The following is an 18,528-nucleotide window of genomic DNA, read 5'->3' as shown; positions in this document are numbered from 1 at the left end:
GTTTTGCCGGTCCCCGGGTGCATCATCGGGGTGTGTACGAAGAGGCGCCACCACCGGCGCGGCTGGCAGACGTGGCGCGCTGCGTGTGGCGCTCGGCATCGGCGGGCCCGAAGCGGATCGTCCCCGACGGCTGCCTCGACCTGGTGGTGGGCGACGGCTCGGTGTTCGTGGCGGGCCCGGACACGACGGCTTGGTCTTCGGTGACCCACCCGGGAGCGGAATTGCAGGGGGTGCGGTTCGTGCCCGGCCGGGCGGCCGCGGTGCTCGGGGTGGCGGCGGACGAGCTGCGCGACAGCCGGGTACCGCTCGGCGACCTTTGGGGACGGGAAGGGGAGCTGCTGGCGGAGCGCTTGCTGGCGGGCGAGGTGACACCGGCGGCGGTGGTGGCGTCCCGGCTGACGGAGGCGCCGCCGGTGGACCCGGCGGTGGCGGAGCTGGTGGCCCGGCTGGAAGCGGGAGTGGCCCGGGTCGCCGACGCGGTGGCGCGCCCCAGCACCGGCACGGCACGAGACACACGGCTGACGCGGCCCGGCGCGGCGATGGGTCTCCCCAGCACCCGCGCGGCACAAGAGGCGTGGATGGCGCGAACCGGCAACCTGGCGGCATTCCCCAGCACCCGCGCGGACCGAGAGGCGTGGATGGCGCGAACCGGCGACGCGGTGGCGCTCCCCGATACCCGCGCGGCGCAAGGGGCGCGGATGGCGCGAGCCAGCGACCCGACCGCACTCCCCACCACCCGCGCGGCGCAAGCCGACGCCACAGCGGCACGCCCCACCACCCGCGCGGCGCAAGCCGGCAACCCAGCAGCACTCCCCACCACCCGCGCGGCGCAAGCCGGCAACCCAGCAGCACTCCCCACCACCCACGCGGCGCAAGCCGGCGACGCGGTGGCGCTTCCCGATACCCGCCCGGCGCAAGAGGCGCGGTTGGCGCGAACCGGCAACCCAGCAGCACTCCCCACCACCCACGCGGCGCAAGCCGGCGCCCCACCATCACTCCCCACCACTCCCGCGCCGCGAGGTGCGTCTGTCGAAGATCCCGCCGAGCCCGCCACCGTCGGCGAGCGGCGCCTGCGCCGCCGGTTCGTCCAAGCCGTCGGCTACGGGCCCGCCACCTACCTCCGCGTCGCCCGCCTCCAGCGCGCCATCGCCCTGGCCCCGCACGTGCCGAACCTCGCCGCTCTCGCCGTCGCCGCCGGGTACTCCGATCAAGCTCACCTCAGCCGGGACTGCCGGGCGCTCACCGGGCTCACCCCGCGCGCCTACCTCCACTGTGGACACCACGGGGCGTGATCGGCGCCATTCGGCGTAACCCGCGCGGTCAACCGGAAGTGGCGCTTCACCCGGCAAGGTAAGCGGACGGTAAACGACTACCAGGAGCGCTATCCTCCCCCTCGACGAGTGATCAGGGAGGGCGTGTGGCCACCATCAGCGACGTCGCCGCGCGGGCCGGCGTCTCCACCGCGACCGTGTCGCGCGCGCTCAACGGGAAGTCCACTGTGGACCCCACGCTGGCCGCGCGGGTGCAGGAGGCGGCCGCCGAGCTCGGGTACCACCCGAACGGGCTGGCGCGGAACCTGCGGCGGCAGGAGACAGCCGTCCTCGCGCTGATCATCTCCGACGTCGAGAACCCCTTCTTCACCGCCATCGCGCGCGGCGTCGAAGACCTCGCGCAGCGGTCCGGCTACTCGGTCGTGCTGTGCAACTCCGACGAAAACGAAGACAAGGAACGGCGCTACATCGAGGTCGCGCTGCAGGAGCGCGTCGCCGGGGTGGTGCTGTCCCCCACCGGGCGGTCGACGAACGTCGAAGGCCTGCGCCGCCAAGGGACTCCGCTGGTCGCGGTGGACCGGCCGCTGCCCGCCGACGCGGGTGACCAGGTGCTCGTCGACACCCGGCACGCCGCCGCCGAGGCCACCCGGCACCTGCTCGCCGGCGGGTACCGGCGCGTCGGGTGCCTGACCGGCCCCGCCGGGGTCCGCACGGCCGACGACCGGCTGGCCGGGTACCGCGACGTCGTAGGCGAAGCGAACGTCCTGTCCCGGCGGGCGGAGTACCGCGCCGAGGGCGCCCGGCTGGCCGCGCTCGAGCTGCTCGACGAGCCGTCGCCGCCGGACGCGCTGCTGGTCGCGAACAGCACCATGGCGATCGGCGTGCTCGAAGCCCTCTCGTCGCGGGGGCTGCGGCCCGGGCGGGACGTCGGCATCGTCTCGTTCGACGACGCGCCCTGGACGACGTTGATCGACCCGCCGCTCACGGTCGTCGCGCAGCCGGCGTACGAGGTCGGACGGGTGGCCGCGCAGCTCCTGCTGGCCCGGATCGCCGACAGCGGCCGCGAAGCGACCACGACGACGCTCGAAGCCCGGCTGATCGAACGGAAGAGCTCCCGCCGCTGACCGGCGGCACCCGAACACCAGAGAGCGACGTGCCCGGGGGGCCGGCTCGTGCCGGGCCCCCCAGGCACGCCCCACCCCCTGTGTCCCCCATGACCGGCGCGGAATCCGCCGGATCCTGTGAGCACGGAGCGGAAATCGTTTACTGACAGGGAACGTAGGACCGCGACGCCCGGGGTGTCAAGACGTCACGGGTCTGGACAAGCTCGCCCGATGCGGTCAGACTAGCCGGAAGTTGCCTACTCAACGTGTTGAGTGATGTGCGGTAAGTGTCGATCTCTGGTGAATTCACCCACAGACAGGGCAAGAAACCGCACGAACCCGCACACGCGCGCTGTTTCGGGTTAGGCTGAACCCCATGTCTGTAGCGCTGGAGAACATCCTCGCCAAGGCGGGCCTGAAGGTCGACGCGAACGAGTTCCTGACGCTCGTCGAAGACGCGGCGCGCAGACTGTCCCCGCCGAATCCGGATCCCTCGCACTACTTCTCGGCCGACCAGCGCGCGGCGCTCGCCGACGTCGGCCTCGACCTTTCGCCGCGACGGGAGGACGAACCGGACTTCCGGGCCCGCACCGTCGCCGCCCACGCCGTGCTCGCCGAAGGGGCGATGAGCGTCAACGAGGCCGCGAGGGCCCTCGGCGTCGACGACAGCCGGATCCGGCACCGCCTCAAGGAAGGCAGGCTGACCGGCTGGAAGGACGGCGGCTGGAAGCTCCCGGCCTGGCAGTTCGCCGGATCCGGTGTGCTCCCCGGCCTCGAGGTCGTGCTGAAGGCGCTGCCCGAGGACCAGCCCGCGCTCGTCGTCGCCGCTTTCATGAGCACACCGCAACCCGACCTGGTGATCAACGACCACGCGGCGACCCCTCGCCAGTGGCTCCTGTCCGGGGGTGATCCGGACCACGTCGCCCGCCTCATCGCCACGCTCGGCTCGCCACTCTAGGCTGGACCTCCCCGAGCAAGATCACCGACAAGGACGGACCACCCCCGACCCATGGCCCGGCTACCGCTGCCGCCCGCCCGATCCGTCCTGGTCCGGCAGCTGAACCGCGCCGACGACGTGGTGACGGTCCAGCCCGCGACCAGGCTGGTGCGGATCTTCACGGCGCACGGCAACCACCCCCAGCAGTGGAATTCGTTCCGCTACACCGGCCCGCTCCCGCACGGCCGGTTCGACCAGCAGCCGCCCGGCCGCGGCGGCGCGCCGGTCACCGACCCCGCGAACGGGGTCCTCTACTTCGGCCTCACGGTCCGCACGTCGATCGCCGAGGTCTTCCAGACCAGCTCGACGGTGGACCGCCGCACGCGCGGCCCCCGCCTGGTCGTCGTCCGCCCGACGCGCACGCTGCGCCTGCTCGACCTGACCGGCCTCTGGCCCACGCGGGTGGGCGCGTCCCAGGAGATCTCGAGCGGCCCGAAGAAGCTCACGCAGGCGTGGGCCCGCGCGATCCGCGGCGCGTTCAGCGACCTCGACGGCCTCTGGTACCGCTCCTCGATGGACTCGGGCGACCCGGCGATCTGCCTGTGGGACCCGCCGGCGGGCGCGGCCCTGCCGATCGCACCGGATGTGCTGCTCCCGCTGGACCACCCGGGTCTCGACGTCCCGCTGGGCCGGGTCTGCGAAGAGCTGAACTACACGCTGCTGAACTGACGCTCCAGCAGCGGCACGACCGCCCGCAGGTCGCCGGAGTCCACGGCGTGGGTCGCGACGGCCCGGGCCGCGGGTGCCGCGTTGAAGCCGATGCTCAGCCCGGCGGCGGCGAACAGCGGCAGGTCGGACCGGCTGTCCCCGACGGCGGCGCACAGCTCCGGCGCGAAGCCCTGGGCCAGCGCGAAGTCCCGCTTGCCGTACTCGTCCAGGTGCTCGGCGACCTCGCCGGTGTAGCGGCCGCCGACCGCTTCGGGTACCGGGCCGCAGTACGCGTCGAACCCGAACCGCCGGGCCGGCATCCGGCCCACCGGCGTCCACGCGAGCGTGGTGAGGATCGGGCGGAGGTCGTGGTCGTGGCACCACGCCACCGTCTCGCCGATCCCGGCGACCAGCGGCAGCGTTTCGAGCCGAGCCAGGACCTCGGCTTCGGTGTGCCCCGCCCAGCCGCGGGCGTCGATCACCGACGCCTCCTGGTTGCTCATCCGGCCCGCGTCGTACGCCGCTTCGGCCGCGCGGAGCTCGGCTTCGTGCCCGAGCACCGCGGCCACCCACGCGCACGAAGTCGTGCCGGGCACGAGGGTGCCGTCGACGTCGAAGCAGACCAGGCCGCGCACTACAGGTGCCGCGCCCACCACTCCAGGACCGCTTCGAAGCGCTGCACCCGGTGCCGCGGACGGCCCGACCGGGTCAGCTCGTGGCCTTCGCCCGGGAACAGCAGCATCTCCGCCGGGGCGCCCGCGCGCCGCAGCGCCACGAACATCCGCTCCGCCTGCTCCAGCGGGCAGCGCCAGTCGTGCTCCGAATGCACCACCGCGAACGGGATCTCGATCTTCGCCGCGTGCTGCAGCGGCGACCGGTCGCGCTGCACCTCGGGATCGGACCCGATGTACGCGTCGACGAAGAAGTAGCCGATGTCGGAACTGCCGACCATCGAGTCCCACGCGTTGACCGCGCGCTCGCTCCACGCCGCCTTGAACCGCTCGCCGTGGTGGGCGGCCAGCCAGCTCGTCATGAAACCGCCGTACGACCCGCCCATCACGCCGACGCGGGAGGCGTCCAGATCCGGGCGCTCCAGCGCCTTGTCGAGCAGGGCCAGGACGTCGTCGACGTCGACCGTGCCGAAGCCGTGGGTGATCGCGTGGCCGTGGGTCTGGCCGTAGCCCGCCGAACCGCGGGGGTTGCCGACGACCACGGCGTAGCCCGCCGCCGCGTACACCTGGGCCTCGTCGAACACCGCCCACTCCTGCTGGGTGAAGGGGCCGCCGTGCACCACGCGCAGCACCGGGTGCGGACCCTCGCCTTCGGGCAGCACCAGCCAGCCGTGCACCGGGTAGCCGTCCGGCGCGGTCGTCTCCAGCTCGATCATCGGCCGGATGCCCTTGTCCCGCAACGGCTTCGAGTAGTCGGTCAGCACCCGCGGCCCGCCGTCGCCGAGGAGCACGACCTCACCGGAGGTCGACGGCGTCGCGATCACCGCGGCCAGCACCGAGCCGTCGAGCGCGAACGACCGCAGCGCCGTCCGGTCGGCGTAGACCACCGCCAGGTCGGCCAGCGGCGCGTCGACGGCGTCGACGGCGACCGCGCGCAGCTCCACCGCACCGCGGTTGCGGACGGCCACGAGCACGTCGGCGCCGCGCGGGGTGGGGGCACCCGCCGACGATTCGCAGTCCACCGTCTCCCGGTCGGTGAGCCGGCGGGCCTTCACCGGGCCGGCGCCGAACTCGGGCGTCGCCGCGTAGAGCCCGGTCATCGCGGCCTCGCGGTGCTCCGCAAAGGACTGCCCGAAGTAGAACAACGTGCCGTCGGGGCCGAACGCCGGGCGCTCGGAGTAGCCGTCGCCGCGCACGAGGACCTCGGGCTCGCCACCCTCGGCGGAGATCGCGCAGACGTCGCGGACGTCGCTTTCGGCCGCGCCCCACTCCGGCGGCGCGACGAAGACGACGCGCGTGCCGTCGGGCGTCCAGACCGGGTTGCTCGCGTCGAACCCGGCGCCGGTCAGCGGCTCGGGCTCCTCGGCGGGCTCGGCCGCGTCGACGACGAACAGGCGCTGCGGGCGATCGCGCACGAAGCCGACGTCGTCGAGCCGGTAGTCCATGCGCGTGATCCGGCGCGGGGCTTCGGCGGCCGGCTCCGGGGTCTCGCCGTCGGCGTCCTCGGTCCCGTAGCGGCCGGCCTCGGGCACGCGCGCGGTGAACGCGATCCGCCGCGAGTCCGGCGCCCACACCGGCTCACCGGCCCCGAGGTGCAGCGACGTCAGCCGCCGCGCCTCCCCGCCGTCGGACGGCATCACGTGCAGCTGCGGGCTGCCGTCGGCGCCCTTGCCCTCCCCCGCGCGGAGGAAAGCCACCCAGCGCCCGTCCGGCGAAATCGCCGGGGCGGAGTCGCGCGGCCCGTGCGTCCACGCGGACTCGCCGCCGTCGAGCGACACCCGCCGCAGCGCGCCGCGGGCGGCGTTCGCCTTCAGGTCGGGCTGACTCAGCGCGGTGAGCAGCAGGTTTCCGCGCAGGGCGGGACGGCCGGGGACGACGAGGTCTTCGATGTCGGCAGGGCGCACGCCCCCGACCGTACCGGAAATCTTTAGCGCTGCGAACGACTTAGGCGGCGACCTGTTTGCGCTCGTCGCGCCGGGCCTTGGCCAGGCTGGCCACCGTAGTCACCGTCAGCACCACGATGATGACGCCGAGGGAGATCCAGTTGTTGATGTCCAGCCAGTCCGGCACGACGTGGTACTCGTGCAGGGCGTGCAGGAACAGCTTCGCGCCGATGAACGCGAGGATCACCGCGAGGCCGTAGGTCAGGTAGACCAGCTTCGTCACCAGGCCGCCGAGCAGGAAGTACAGCTGCCGCAGCCCCATCAGCGCGAACGCGTTGGCGGTGAAGACGAGGAACGCCTCCTGGGTGATGCCGAAGATCGCCGGGATCGAGTCGACCGCGAACAGCAGGTCCGCGGAGCCGATCGCCACGATCACCAGCAGCATCGGCGTGATCATCCGCTTGCCGTTGAGCTTCACCGTGTAGTGGTGGCCGTGGTAGTCGTCGGTCACCGGCGCGATCTTGCGGACCTGCCGGGTGACGGCGTTCTCGTGGTACTCCTCGTCCTCACCCTTGCCGCGCAGCATGCTGACCGCGGTCCAGACCAGCACCGCGCCGAAGAGGAAGAAGACCCAGACGAACTGCTCGATGAGCGCAGCGCCGATGGCGATGAAGATGCTGCGGAAGCCCAGCGCGAGCAGGATGCCGACCAGCAGCACGCGGTGCTGGTGGATGGCGGGCACCTTGAACGACGCCATGATGATCATGAAGATGAACAGGTTGTCGACGCTCAGCGAGTACTCGGTGATGTACCCGGTGAAGAACTCGACGCCCGGGTCGTGCCCGGCGAAGATCCACACGCCCGCACCGAAGAGCACGGCGCACGAGACGTAGAAGATGACCCAGCGAGCGGCTTCCCCCGTGGTCACTTCGTGCGGCTTGCGATCGACGATGACCAGGTCGAGCGCGATGAGCGCGAGCAGGCCACCGATCGTGGCGATCCACAGCCACAGGGGGACAGTCATGGAACCAGAACCTCCGGATAGTGCGCATGAGCAACTAACCGGAGGTCTCTCCCGCCGGTGAAAACACCGGCCGACGGTGCCGGGGGCGCAGGGCCACCGTGCTGACGACACCGCCGCGAAGGAATACTCCCCTCACAGCCGTTCCAGTCTGCCGGTTACCCCCACCCGAACGCCAGCCGGAACGCCGCACGTCACCGGGTTGGTCCTGTAATTTCGGTCACTTCAGTCCACCAGGTGGTCTCCTGGCGTGTGATCGCTGTGAACCACGCGGAGCACTCTCAGCAAACCTCAAATAGGTTTCTCTTCGTGCCCCGAATCCCGCTCCCGCGCACCCGCGGAGCCCGCCTCACCGCGCTCGCCGCCGTCGTCGTGGTCCTGGCCGCCGGCGCGGTCTTCTGGATCACGCGGCCCGCGGCACCCGCGCCGGTGCCCACGCAGGACGCGCTGATCGACCTGCCCGCCGCCCCCGGCTCGGCGGAGCAGGTCAAGATCGACACGACCACCTACCTCCCCGCCACCGTGCCCGCGCCCGCGGTGCTGCTGGCGCACGGCTTCGGCGGGGACAAGAACAGCGTCGCCGACGACGCCCGCGAACTCGCACGGAAGGGCTTCGTCGTGATGACGTGGTCCGCGCGCGGGTTCGGCAAGAGCACCGGCAAGATCGGGCTCAACGACCCGGACGGCGAGGTCGCCGACGCGAGCCACCTGATCGACCGGCTCGTCGCGCAGCACCAGGTGACGACCGATCCGAACGGCGACCCGAAGGTCGCGGTCACCGGCGCCTCCTACGGCGGCGCGCTCTCGCTGCTGCTGGCCGGCACGGACAAGCGCGTCGACGCGATCGCCCCGGTGATCACCTACAACGACCTAGCGCAGGGCCTGGTCCCGAACGCGGCCACGCCGGGGCCGGCGGCTTCGGGCACCCCGGCGGCCGGTGCGTTCGCCACCGACGGCGTGTTCAAGAAGAGCTGGGCCGGGATCTTCTTCTCGGCGGGCTCGGGCGCCGCGTCGAGCGGGTCGCCGTCGGCCGAAGCGCCGGAAGCCGGGCAGGAGACCGACACGAGCACCGCCGGCGCCGCCGGAGCCGCAGCCGCCGTCCCCGCGGCGCCCCCGGGTGCGGGCGGCGGTCCCCGCGGCGGCCCGGCCGACCCGTGCGGCCGCTTCACCGCCGCCGTCTGCCGCGCCTACACCGAGCTCGGCACCACCGGGCAGGCGAGCCAGGCGAGCGTCGACCTGCTGCGCCGCGTGTCCCCCGCGTCCGTGACGGACAAGATCACCGTGCCGACGCTGCTGGTGCAGGGCGAAAGCGACACGCTGTTCGGCCTCGACCAGTCCGACGCCAGCGCCCGGCAGATCACCGCGGCGGGCGGCAAGGTCAAGACGGTCTGGTACACCGGCGGCCACGACGGCGGCAAGCCCGGCCCGCAGCTGCGCGCCAAGATCGGCGACTTCCTGTGGACCGCGGTGAACGGCGGCGACCCGGGCACCGGCTTCAGCTACGACGTCCAGGGCACGTTGCGCGCCAACGGGACGCCGTCGGTCCGCACGGTCAACGCCGGCACCTACCCCGGCCTGACCGGCCCCGCGACCGAGCGGCGGCTGCTGGCGATGTCCGGTCCCGCGCAGCCGGTGGTGCGCCCGGCCGGCGCGAACCCGGCGGCGGTGAGCGGCATCCCCGGTCTCAACGGCGTCGCGAGCAGCTCCGCCCGGCTCGGCGCGCTCTTCAGCAACGACCCGCCGGGCCAGTCCGCGCAGTTCACCACGGCGCCGGTCGACAGCCAGGTCGTCGTCAGCGGCTCGTCCACCGTGCGGCTGCGGGTCGCCGCGGACCCGGCCCACCCGCAGCCGGACGCGGTGCTGTTCGCGAAGCTCTACGACGTCGGGCAGGACGGTTCGCGGGTGCTGCCCGCCAACGCGATCGCCCCGTTCCGGGTGAGCGGGCTGCCTGCCGACGGCACGCCGGTCGACGTCACCGTGACGCTGCCGGGCGTCGTCCGCCCGATCGAAGGCGGCCACTCGCTGCGGCTCGTCGTCGGCACGACGGACCAGGCGTTCGCGGCCCCGGCCTCGCCGGCGGTGTTCCGGATCGCGCTGGCGAGCGGCACCGCGCTGGCCGTGCCGGTGGTGCCCGGGACGTCGGTCGGCTCGCCGGCCCCGGTCGGGCAGCTGGCCGGCATCGGCGTGACACTGGCGATCGGCCTGGCCGCGGTGCTCTTCGCGGCGCTGCGCCGGCGCCGGGCCACCGACGTCGACCCCGAGCTGGCCACGACACCGCTGGTCATCGAAGGGCTGCGCAAGCAGTACCCGGGCGGGTTCGTCGCGGTGAAGGACCTCTCCTTCCGCGTCGAACCGGGCCAGGTGCTCGGCCTGCTCGGGCCGAACGGCGCGGGCAAGACGACCACGCTGCGGATGCTGATGGGCCTGATCACGCCGACCGAAGGCAGCATCCGCGTCTTCGGCCACAAGATCACCGGCGGCGCGCCGGTGCTCTCGCGGATCGGCTCGTTCGTCGAGGGCTCCGGCTTCCTGCCGCACCTGTCCGGCCGGGAGAACCTGGCGCTGTACTGGGCGTCGACCGGGCGGCCTGCCGACAAGGCGCACTTCGCGGAGGCGCTGGAGATCGCCGGGCTCGGCTCGGCCGTCGACCGCCGGGTGCGGACCTACAGCCAGGGCATGCGGCAGCGGCTCGCGATCGCGCAGGCCATGCTCGGCCTGCCGGAGCTGATGGTGCTCGACGAACCGACCAACGGGCTCGACCCGCCCCAGATCCACCAGATGCGCGAGGTGCTGAAGCGGTACGCCGCGACCGGCCGCACGGTGGTGGTGTCCAGCCACCTGCTGGCCGAGGTCGAGCAGACCTGCACGCACGTCGTGGTCATGCACCGCGGTTCGCTGGTGGCCTCGGGCGAGGTCGGCGAGCTGGCCGCGGCCGGTGGCGAGGCGACGTTCCGGGTCGACGACCCGGCGGCCGCCGCGGCCGCGCTCAAGGCGCTCAGCGGCGTCACCGACGTCGACGTCGAGGGCGAGCTGGTGCACGCGAACCTCGGCGTGCTGCCGCGGGCCGAAGGCGTCGCCGCGCTGGTGCGCGCCGGCGTCGCGGTGGAGCAGGCCGGGCCCCGGCGCCGGCTGGAAGACGCGTTCCTGCAACTGGTCGGAGAAGAGTCGTGAGTGATTCCGGGGTGCACACCGACCCGCACGCGCTGGACGAACTGAGCGACGTCGCTTCGGCCGAACACGCCGGCGTCGGGCCGGACGGCGCCGTCGAGGGCTACAGCGCCCGGCGGACGCTGCGGCTCGGCGTCGAGCTGCGGCGCCAGCTCAAGCGGCGGCGCACGCAGTTCCTGCTCGGGTTCGTCGCGATCCTGCCGTTCATCCTGGTCCTCGCGTTCGAGGCCGGGCAGTCGAACCCGAACCGGCGCAGCGGCGGGTTCGTCGACCTGGCCACCGCGTCCGCGCCGAACTTCGTGGTGCTGGCGCTGTTCGTGTCGGGGACGTTCCTGCTGCCGATGATCGTGGCGCTGTTCTTCGGCGACACGATCGCGAGCGAGGCGTCGTGGTCGAGCCTGAAGTACCTGCTGTCGGTGCCGGTGCCGCGGCAGCGCGTGCTGCGGCAGAAGGCGATCGTGTCCGGGCTGCTCTCGGCGTCCGCGCTGGTGCTGCTGCCCTTGGTGGCACTGGGCGTCGGCGTGCTCTGGTACGGCGCGGGCGACGCGATCAGCCCCACCGGCGACGCGGTTTCGTTCGGCGACAGCCTGCTGGCCATCGCACTGTCCACTGTGTACATCATCCTGCAGCTGGCCTGGGTGGCCGGCCTGGCGCTCGCGCTGAGCGTGTCGACGGACGCCCCACTGGGCGCGGTCGGCGGCGCGGTGCTGGTGGCGATCCTGTCGCAGATCCTGGACCAGATCACGGCGCTGGAGGGCCTGCGCAACTACCTGCCGACGCACTACGCGTTCTCGTGGATGGACCTGATCTCCACCGACGTCGACTGGACGAACCTGGCGAGCGGCCTGCTCTCGGCGGTCATCTACGGAACGGTGTTCTTCCTCTACGCCGGACGGCGGTTCGCCCGGAAGGACATCACGAGCTGAAGCCGGTACGGTCGGGCGCGTGCCGATCAAGCTGGAGAGCCACCACGACATCGCCGTGCTGCGGATCGACCACGGCGGCGGCAACACCCTCGACACGGACTCGTGCCGCGACCTCGTGCTGCGGCTGGAGGAGGTCGAACAGGCCCGCGCGGTCGTGCTCACCGGCACCGGGCGCGTCTTCTCCGCGGGCGTCGACCTCAAGCGCATCGACGACGGCGGCGCGTCGTACGTGGCGCAGTTCCTGCCGCTGCTGTCGGACGCGCTGCTGGCGGTGTTCGGCTGTCCGCGGCCGGTCGTGGCCGCGCTCAACGGGCACGCCGTCGCCGGCGGTGCGGTGCTCGCCGCCGCGTGCGACCACCGCGTGCTCGGCTCCGGCACGATCGGCGTGACCGAGCTGCTGGTCGGGGTACCGTTCCCGCTGGCCGCGCTGGAAATCCTGCGCTGCGCCTACGGCACGGCGCCGTTGCCCTCGCTGGCCTACTCGGGCGAAACCCGCGGCGGCGAGGACGCACTGGCCGCCGGCCTGGTCGACGAGCTGGCGCCGCCGGACGAGGTGCTCGAGCGGGCGCTGGCCGTCGCGAGCCGGCTCGGTGAGCTGCCGGCCGGGGCGTTCGCGCACACCAAGGCCCAGATCCGGCAGCCCTTCCACGAGCGCATCGCCGAGTACCGCCACTCCGACGACCCCGAGGTCGAACGGCTGTGGCAGTCGCCCGCCGCGCTCGCCGCCGTCAAGTCCTATGTGGACAGGGTGCTGCGTTAGGCGCGCACGCCGGTTTCGGCCAGGGCCTTGATGCCTTCGACGGTCTTCTGCATGTTGGCCTGCAGCTCGCCCAGCCGCATGGCGACGATCTCTTCTTCGTGCTCGGGCATCGAGCCGATGATGGTCGTCAGGTTGGACGGGCCGGGGCCGATCTGGGCCCACTGGCGCAGGAGCGTGCCGTCGCCGTCCGGGACGAGCTCGAACTTCCACGACGCGGCGGGGTTGGTCACGTCCATGACGGCCCACGCGAACAGCCGCCCGGGCTCGTAACCGGTCACCGTCGAGACCGTCTCCCACTCCCCGGCGACCGGGTGGGAGTTGCGGCCGCGGAACTGCGCGCCGAGGCCGGGCTCGGAGCCGCCGACCCAGCCGCCGCCCTGGAACTCGGTGGAGAACCGGGCCGGCAGGTCGACGTCCAGCAGCCAGGACCAGACCTCGTCCGGTGCGGCTTCGATGCGGACTTCGACCTGCGTCGTAGGACAGTCGGAAACCTTCATGGCGGACCCCTCGCTCGATGCCGGTGCCTACGGCTTCGGACGGTAACGTGGCGCCGATCACGCCGACAACTCGCACGGTGCCCGCGGCTGCGCACGGCCGAGGACGCCGACCCGGCGTCGGCCGCACCCGCCGAAAGTCGGGTCCTGACCGAATCTGCGCCCGGACAGCCGATTGCCGACCTCCGCCGGTTCTGTGAGGGTCCCACGGAGAGTTCGTGAGCCGGGAGGGTGCTCGATGCGCAGACTGTTCACCGCAGGCGCGGTCCTGCTCGCGCTGGCGGGTCTGGCCCCGGCTGCCGCGGCGGCTCCCGACATCAAGGCCGAGCTGCAGAAGATCCCCGGCCTGACGATCACTTCGGAGGACCCGGCCCCGGCCGGCTTCCGGTTCTTCAAGCTGACGTACACGCAGCCCGCCGACCACCGCCACCCGGGCGCGGGCACGTTCCAGCAGCGGTTCACGCTGCTGCACCGTGACTTCGCCGCCCCGACGGTCGCCTTCACGAGCGGCTACAACGTCAGCGGCTCCGCCAACCGGTCCGAGCCGACGCAGATCGTCGACGGCAACCAGCTGTCGATGGAGTACCGCTACTTCACGCCTTCGCGGCCGGAGCCGGAGAACTGGGCGAAGCAGCTGACGATCTGGCAGGCCGCCGCGGACGAGCACCGCGCGGTCCAGGCGTTCAAGGCGATCTACCCGGGCAAGTGGCTGGCGACCGGCGGCAGCAAGGGCGGCATGACAGCGACGTACTTCCGGCGCTTCTTCCCCGACGACGTCGACGGCACGGTCCCCTACGTCGCACCCAACGACGTCATCGACCCGATCGACGTCTACAACCGGTTCCTCTCGCGCGCCGGCAACGACCCGGGCTGCCGCGACGCGTTGAAGGCGATCCAGCGCGACGCGCTGAAGCGACGTGACGAACTGGGGGCGATCGCCGCGGCGGACGCGGCGCAGCGCGGGTTGACGTTCTCGATCGTCGGCTCGGCCGACAAGTCCCTCGAGATCTCGGTGATCGACTCGTACTTCGCCTTCTGGCAGTACCAGACCCAGGCGGACTGCGCGACGATCCCGGCGGCCGGCGCCCCCGCGGCGGACGTCTACGCCTGGTACGAGAAGGTGGAAAGCCTCAACACGTACTCCGACCAGGACCTGGCGCCCTACATCCCGTACTACTACCAGGCCGCGGTCCAGCTCGGCTCCCCCGAGGCGTACGACAGCTACCTGCGCGACCTGCTCCGCTACCCGGGCGCCGACCAGCCGAAGACGTTCGTCCCGGCGTCGATCCGCCTGCCGCGCTTCGACTACCTGGCCATGCCGGACATCGACTTCTGGGTGAAGACCCACGGCTCGCGCCTGCTTTTCGTGTACGGCTCGAACGACCCGTGGGGCGCGGAGCCGTTCGAGCTGGGCCGGGGCAGCCGGGACTCGTACCGCTACTACGTCCAGGGCGGCAACCACGGCTCGAAGATCGCCCAGCTGCCCGCGGCCGAGGCCGCGCAGGCAACGGCGACGATCCGCCGCTGGGCGGGCCTGCCGCCGACGTCGGCGTTGACGGCACGCAGCGCCCCGGCGGGCTTCCCGACGTTCGACGCGGACCTCACCCTGACGGAGCGGCCACCGCTGTGACATTCGCCGGGCCGGGCGTAGTCTCACGGCACCTGACGGCCCGGCCCGAGGAGGCGGCATGCCTCGTCCCGTCCACTTCGAAATCCACGCGGGTGATCCCGAGCGCGCGGTGGCGTTCTACACCAGCGTGTTCGGCTGGAAGTTCGAGCGCTGGGGCGACGCCCCGTACTGGGTGATCTCGACCGGCGAGGGCAACGGCATCGACGGCGGGCTCCTCCCCCGCCAGGGTCCCGCGCCCGAGGCGTCCGCGCCGGTTCACGGGTTCGTCAACACCATCGCCGTGACCGACCTCGATGCCGCGCTCGGGGACGTCAACGACGCCGGCGGGTCGCTGGCCCTGCCGAAGAACCCGGTTCCCGGGGTCGGGTGGCTGGCCTACTGCAAGGACACCGAGGGCAACGTCTTCGGCCTGCTGCAGCCGGACGAGACCGCACCGGCGCCCTAAGGGCGTTTCGCCTTCGGCAACCGCGCGACGACGGAGTCGTAGGAGGTGTCGATCAGCTCCTCGAGCTCGGCGTCCGGCACCCCGGCGCCGAGCTCGACGCGGTTCCAGCCGTAGCGGCCGAGGTAGTCCATCACGGTCACCGCGCCCGGGTGGCGGGCGCGGATCTCGGCCGCTTCTTCCTGGGTGGCACCGCATTTCACGGCGACGCTGCCGGGTTCGTCCTGCCCGATGAACGCGAAGCCCTTGCCGCCGACCTTGGCGACGAGCACGTGATCGCCGAAGGGGTAGGACTCCTGCGCACCGGCCTTGGCGAGGCAGTACGCGACGACGGCTTCGATGTTCACGGTTCCCGCCTCACCCGTTCGAGACCGGTCTGCGAGAACCGCACGAACGCCGACCGGGCCGAGCGGCGGCGGGCGACCTCCGCCGCCGGCCGCTCCGCCGCCTTCATGTTCATCGCCAGGTGCCCCCTCAGGCCGACGCGGCTACTTGATGCCGGCCGCGTCCATGCCCCTCAGCTCCTTCTTCAGGTCGGAGATCTCGTCGCGCAGCCGGGCCGCCAGTTCGAACTGGAGGTCGCGAGCCGCCTGCATCATCTGGTCCGTCATCTGCTGGATCAGGTCGGCGAGCTGGGCGCGCGGCATGGCCGAGACGTTCTTGTCGACCAGCATCCCCGAGCTGCGCACCCGGTCGCCCTGCTCCGGCTTCTTGCCGCGCGAGGAGTTGCGGCCCGAGCCACCCACCGAGACCTGTTCGCTGTCTTCGGCCTCGCTGTACACGCGGTCGAGGATGTCCGCGATCTTCTTCCGCAGCGGTTGCGGGTCGACGCCCCGCTCCTCGTTGTAGGCGACCTGCTTCGCCCGGCGGCGGTCGGTCTCCTCGATCGCGTGCTGCATCGAGTCGGTGATCTTGTCCGCGTACATGTGGACTTCACCCGAGACGTTTCGCGCCGCACGGCCGATCGTCTGGATCAGCGATGTCCCGCTCCGGAGGAAGCCTTCCTTGTCCGCGTCGAGGATCGCCACCAGCGACACCTCGGGCAGGTCGAGACCCTCGCGCAGCAGGTTGATGCCGACCAGCACGTCGAAGTCGCCCGCCCGCAGCTGCCGCAGCAGCTCGACGCGGCGCAGCGTGTCGACCTCCGAGTGCAGGTAGCGCACCCGGATGCCCAGCTCCAGCAGGTAGTCGGTGAGGTCTTCGGACATCTTCTTCGTCAGCGTGGTGACCAGGACGCGCTCGTCCTTCTCCGCCCGCTCGCGGATCTCGTGCACCAGGTCGTCGATCTGGCCCTCGGTCGGCTTCACGACCACCTTCGGGTCGACCAGGCCGGTCGGCCGGATCACCTGCTCGACGAACTCGCCGCCCGCCTGACCCATCTCGTACGGCCCCGGTGTCGCCGACAGGTACACCGTCTGCCCGATCCGGTCGGAGAACTCCTCCCAGGTCAGCGGCCGGTTGTCGACCGCGCTCGGCAGGCGGAAGCCGTACTCGACCAGGTTCCGCTTCCGGGACATGTCGCCTTCGTACATGCCGCCGATCTGCGGGACCGTCTGGTGCGACTCGTCGATCACCAGGAGGAAGTCGTCCGGGAAGTAGTCGATCAGCGTCGCCGGCGCGGTGCCGGCCCCGCGGCCGTCGATGTGGCGCGAGTAGTTCTCGATGCCGGAGCAGAAGCCGACCTGGCGCATCATCTCGATGTCGTAGGTCGTGCGCATCCGCAGCCGCTGCGCTTCCAGCAGCTTGCCCTGGCGTTCCAGGTCCGCGAGGCGCTCCTCGAGCTCCTTCTCGATGCCCGCGATCGCCTTTTCCATCCGCTCCGGCCCGGCGACGTAGTGCGTGGCCGGGAAGATGCGGACCTCGTCGACCTCCTTGACGATGTCGCCGGTCAGCGGGTGCAGGTAGTAGAGCTTCTCGACCTCGTCGCCGAAGAACTCGACGCGGATCGCCAGCTCTTCGTAGGCCGGGATGATCTCGACCGTGTCGCCCCGGGCGCGGAACGTGCCGCGCGCGAACGCGATGTCGTTGCGCGTGTACTGGACGTCGACCAGCGCCCGGAGGAAGACGTCCCGGTCCAGCTGCATGCCGATCGCGAGCTTCGACGACCGGTCGAGGTACGACTGCGGCGTGCCGAGGCCGTAGATGCAGGAGACACTCGCGACCACGATGACGTCCCGCCGCGACAGCAGGTTCATCGTCGCGGAGTGCCGCAGCCGCTCGACGTCGTCGTTGATCGAGGAGTCTTTTTCGATGTAGGTGTCCGTCTGCGCGATGTACGCCTCGGGCTGGTAGTAGTCGTAGTAGCTGACGAAGTATTCGACCGCGTTGTTCGGGAACAGTTCGCGCAGCTCGTTCGCCAGCTGGGCGGCGAGGGTCTTGTTCGGCGCCATGACCAGCGTCGGCCGCTGGACGCGCTCGATCAGCCACGCCGTCGTCGCCGACTTGCCGGTGCCGGTGGCACCCAGGAGCACGACGTCCTTCTCGCCGGCGTTGACCCGCCGTTCGAGCTCGTCGATGGCCGCCGGCTGGTCACCGGCGGGCTGGTAGTCACTGATCACCTCGAACCGGCCGCCGGTCCGCGGGATCTCCGAGACGGGCCGGAAGTCGGACTGGGCGAGCACGGGGTGTTCGGTTGCGAAAGCCACGTCGACCAGAGTACGACGCACCACCGACAATTTCCGTCGGCCCTGGTCAGGAGGGTCGGAACACCGTCACGACGTGACTTCGCCGTCCGCGACGACGCAGTGCGGGATCGCGCCGGGTCGTCGCCGAAGCAGGAGACGAGGACGCGGCCGGGCCCGACCGGTGCGCGAGGACCACCTCTCGAAGGGAGGGCGGCGGCGGGATCGACAGGCCGTGCCCTTCGAAGAGGCGGTTCAGCTGGTCAGCGGCGGAAACGGCGCGCGCGAGCGCGGCGGTCCGGACGACGACTTCGCACACCTCCGCCGGCGGCCGGCCCCGTACGCAGGTGCACGCTCAGCGGCGGCCCGGAGGCCAGTTCGCCGAAAGCTCTCAGCTGCAGTCGCAGCAGGAGCAACAGTCGCAACACCCGTCACAACCGCCGCAGTCGCACCCGCCGCTCGTGTGCGGTTTTCCGCTCCACGGGCCGGGGAAGGGATCGCGGCAGCAGAATTGGCAGGTGCAGCACATGTAGGGCGTGAGGGCGCAGCCGACGAAGAAGTTGCGCTTCTTCGGGGGGACGGCGAACTTCGGGTACCAGAGGCCGCCGCCCTTGCCGTTGAGTGATTCGGGGTTGCCGGGGCCGTCCGGTCCGCCGGGGCCGTCCGGTCCGCCGGGACCACCCGGGCCTCCAGGCCCACCGGGACCGCCGGGCCCACCGGGACCTCCTGGGCCACGGCCGCCGGGACCGCCAGGCCCGCCCGGACCACCACCGCCAGGACCACCCGGTCCTCGGCCACCGGGAGCACCCGGCGGAGGCACCGGCCCCGGCGGCGGAAACCCTTGCGGCCGCGGGGAACCGCCCCACCCCGGCGGAGCCTGGTGCGGAGCGGGA

The 18,528-nt window shown here is 72.0% G+C and carries 15 protein-coding genes; 9 read left to right on the top strand and 6 right to left on the bottom strand.

The annotated features are described in order from the left end of the window. Positions 1-32 precede the first annotated feature (32 nt). From AB0B33_RS12565 to AB0B33_RS12550, 4 genes are all read left to right on the top strand, one after another. Complete coding sequence (locus AB0B33_RS12565) at positions 33-1,292, top strand: helix-turn-helix domain-containing protein (protein WP_360770218.1); 1,260 nt, start codon at positions 33-35, stop codon at positions 1,290-1,292. Positions 1,293-1,417: 125 nt separating this feature from the next. Continuing rightward, the gene (locus AB0B33_RS12560) at positions 1,418-2,395 is read left to right on the top strand and encodes a LacI family DNA-binding transcriptional regulator (RefSeq protein WP_360770215.1); all 978 of its coding nucleotides are present in this window, start codon (positions 1,418-1,420) and stop codon (positions 2,393-2,395) included. 355 nt (positions 2,396-2,750) lie between these two features. Then, on the top strand, positions 2,751-3,332 hold the full coding sequence (locus AB0B33_RS12555) for a DNA-binding protein (RefSeq protein WP_247021397.1): 582 nt from the start codon (positions 2,751-2,753) through the stop codon (positions 3,330-3,332). A 51-nt stretch (positions 3,333-3,383) separates the two neighbouring features. Next, entirely contained in the window at positions 3,384-4,040 is a 657-nt protein-coding gene (locus AB0B33_RS12550; protein ID WP_086861703.1) for an RES family NAD+ phosphorylase, read from the top strand. Here AB0B33_RS12550 and AB0B33_RS12545 read toward each other — a convergent pair. The 3 genes from AB0B33_RS12545 to AB0B33_RS12535 are packed head-to-tail and all read right to left on the bottom strand — an operon-like array spanning position 4,022 to position 7,597. Beyond that, positions 4,022-4,654 (bottom strand): haloacid dehalogenase-like hydrolase, encoded by a 633-nt coding sequence (locus AB0B33_RS12545; protein ID WP_360770211.1) that lies wholly within the window; start codon positions 4,652-4,654, stop codon positions 4,022-4,024. The genes AB0B33_RS12550 and AB0B33_RS12545 overlap by 19 nt on opposite strands. After that, positions 4,654-6,594 carry a S9 family peptidase gene (locus AB0B33_RS12540; RefSeq protein WP_360770209.1) on the bottom strand — a complete coding sequence of 647 codons (1,941 nt, stop codon included), beginning with the start codon at positions 6,592-6,594 and terminating at the stop codon, positions 4,654-4,656. Before AB0B33_RS12540 ends, AB0B33_RS12545 begins: the two co-directional genes overlap by 1 nt. A gap of 40 nt (positions 6,595-6,634) precedes the next feature. Next, complete coding sequence (locus AB0B33_RS12535; RefSeq protein ID WP_247021391.1) at positions 6,635-7,597, bottom strand: TerC family protein; 963 nt, start codon at positions 7,595-7,597, stop codon at positions 6,635-6,637. A gap of 306 nt (positions 7,598-7,903) precedes the next feature. On the opposite strand from AB0B33_RS12535, the gene AB0B33_RS12530 reads away from it, so the two are divergent. The 3 genes from AB0B33_RS12530 to AB0B33_RS12520 are packed head-to-tail and all read left to right on the top strand — an operon-like array spanning position 7,904 to position 12,448. Next, positions 7,904-10,765: an alpha/beta fold hydrolase gene (locus tag AB0B33_RS12530; RefSeq protein WP_360770207.1), complete on the top strand. Its 2,862-nt coding sequence runs from the start codon at positions 7,904-7,906 to the stop codon at positions 10,763-10,765. Then, positions 10,762-11,688, top strand: coding sequence for an ABC transporter permease subunit (locus AB0B33_RS12525; protein ID WP_360770204.1), 927 nt, complete (start codon positions 10,762-10,764; stop codon positions 11,686-11,688). The genes AB0B33_RS12530 and AB0B33_RS12525 overlap by 4 nt, the downstream gene beginning before the upstream one ends. Positions 11,689-11,707: 19 nt before the next feature. Beyond that, a complete protein-coding gene (locus AB0B33_RS12520; RefSeq protein ID WP_360770201.1) occupies positions 11,708-12,448 on the top strand; it encodes an enoyl-CoA hydratase/isomerase family protein in 741 nt (246 codons plus the stop codon). Here AB0B33_RS12520 and AB0B33_RS12515 read toward each other — a convergent pair. Further along, positions 12,445-12,945, bottom strand: coding sequence for an SRPBCC family protein (locus tag AB0B33_RS12515; protein WP_360770198.1), 501 nt, complete (start codon positions 12,943-12,945; stop codon positions 12,445-12,447). The two genes, AB0B33_RS12520 and AB0B33_RS12515, sit on opposite strands and share 4 nt — an antisense overlap. A 235-nt stretch (positions 12,946-13,180) precedes the next feature. Between AB0B33_RS12515 and AB0B33_RS12510 the strand changes: the two genes are divergently transcribed. Both AB0B33_RS12510 and AB0B33_RS12505 read left to right on the top strand, forming a co-directional pair. Beyond that, the gene (locus AB0B33_RS12510; protein WP_360770195.1) at positions 13,181-14,572 is read left to right on the top strand and encodes a S28 family serine protease; all 1,392 of its coding nucleotides are present in this window, start codon (positions 13,181-13,183) and stop codon (positions 14,570-14,572) included. 58 nt (positions 14,573-14,630) lie between these two features. Further along, positions 14,631-15,017: a VOC family protein gene (locus AB0B33_RS12505; protein WP_360770192.1), complete on the top strand. Its 387-nt coding sequence runs from the start codon at positions 14,631-14,633 to the stop codon at positions 15,015-15,017. Here AB0B33_RS12505 and AB0B33_RS12500 read toward each other — a convergent pair. Next, the gene (locus AB0B33_RS12500; protein ID WP_247021376.1) at positions 15,014-15,361 is read right to left on the bottom strand and encodes an MmcQ/YjbR family DNA-binding protein; all 348 of its coding nucleotides are present in this window, start codon (positions 15,359-15,361) and stop codon (positions 15,014-15,016) included. The genes AB0B33_RS12505 and AB0B33_RS12500 overlap by 4 nt on opposite strands. Before the next feature lie 141 nt (positions 15,362-15,502). Further along, positions 15,503-17,659 (bottom strand): excinuclease ABC subunit UvrB, encoded by a 2,157-nt coding sequence (uvrB, locus tag AB0B33_RS12495; protein WP_281506259.1) that lies wholly within the window; start codon positions 17,657-17,659, stop codon positions 15,503-15,505. Between the last annotated feature and the right edge of the window lie 869 nt (positions 17,660-18,528).

It is taken from the genome of Amycolatopsis sp. NPDC049159 (assembly GCF_040648295.1).
Taxonomy (GTDB): Bacteria; Actinomycetota; Actinomycetes; order Mycobacteriales; family Pseudonocardiaceae; genus Amycolatopsis; species Amycolatopsis pretoriensis_A.
The sequence above is the reverse complement of the archived record's forward strand: the minus strand, read 5'-3'. Positions and strand labels throughout refer to the sequence as shown.